The sequence below is a fragment of the Streptomyces sp. NPDC101225 genome (assembly GCF_044767585.1).
Classification (GTDB): Bacteria; Actinomycetota; Actinomycetes; order Streptomycetales; family Streptomycetaceae; genus Streptomyces.
Genome location: NZ_JBIWOE010000111.1, coordinates 1 through 1,114 on the forward strand (window position 1 = coordinate 1; position 1,114 = coordinate 1,114).

Below are 1,114 nucleotides of genomic sequence, written 5' to 3' on the forward strand. Positions count from 1 at the left end.
TACCTGCTGGCCGACGAGTTGAACGTGATCCTGGTCAACGCGCGGCAGGTCAAGAACCTGCCCGGCCGCAAGACCGACGTCTCGGATGCAGCCTGGCTGGCTCAGCTCGGCGCGCACGGCCTGGTCCGCCCCTCGTTCGTGCCGCCTCAGCCCGTGCGCGAGCTACGGGACCTGACCCGTGCCCGCACCCAGATGACCCGCGAGCGAGGCCAGATTGTCCAGCGCCTGGAGAAACTCCTCGAAGACACCGGGATCAAACTCTCCGCGGTCGCCTCCGACATCATGGGCGTCTCCAGCCGGGCCATGCTGGAGGCGTTGACCGACGGGGAACGTGACCCGCGGACCCTCGCAGAGCTGGCCAGGCGCAAACTCCGCAACAAGATCCCCGAGCTCACCGAGGCACTGACCGGACGCTTCCGCGCCCACCACGCGTTCCTGACCCGGCTGCATCTGGACCACTACGACCAGCTCACCAGCGCGATCCAGCAGTTGGACGAACGGATCGAGGCAGCGATGGCCCCCTTTCGCCCCGCACTCGACCTCCTCGACACCATCCCCGGAATCAACAGGGCCGTCGGCGAGGTGATCATCGCGGAGACCGGCGGCGACATGAGCCGATTCGCCACTGCCAGGCACCTCGCTTCCTGGGCCGGAGTCTGCCCCGGCCACCACGAGTCCGCCGGCCGCACCAAGAGCGCCAAGGTCCGCCCTGGCAACCCGTATCTCAAAGGCGCCCTCGGCCTGGCCGCCTTCGGCGCGGTGCGAACCAAAGACACCTACCTGCAGGCCCGTTACAAGCGGCTCACCGCCCGTCGCGGCCCGCTCAGAGCCCTGGTCGCCGTCGAACACTCGATCATCACCGCGATCTGGCACATGCTCACCGACAACGTCGCCTACCACGAACTCGGCGGCACCTACTTCACCCAGCGCGACCCCGAACGCGCCACCCGCCGCGCGATCAACGCGCTCAACCAGCTCGGCTACACCGTCACCCTCAACCCGCTGGAAGGCGCGGCCTGACCGGCCAGAGCCAGGACACCGGCGACCACCACGGCCACCGGGCACTCAGACCTGCCCACACCCACACTGACCTGCCGCTATTTACGCGTCAGAG

General features: G+C 68.2%; 1 protein-coding gene. It reads left to right on the plus strand.

Translation table 11 applies throughout. The annotated features are described in order from the left end of the window. Positions 1 to 1,020: IS110 family transposase (locus ACIRPX_RS45975; RefSeq protein WP_404206145.1), on the plus strand; the 1,020-nt coding region annotated here is incomplete at its 5' end. Positions 1,021 to 1,114 lie beyond the last annotated feature (94 nt).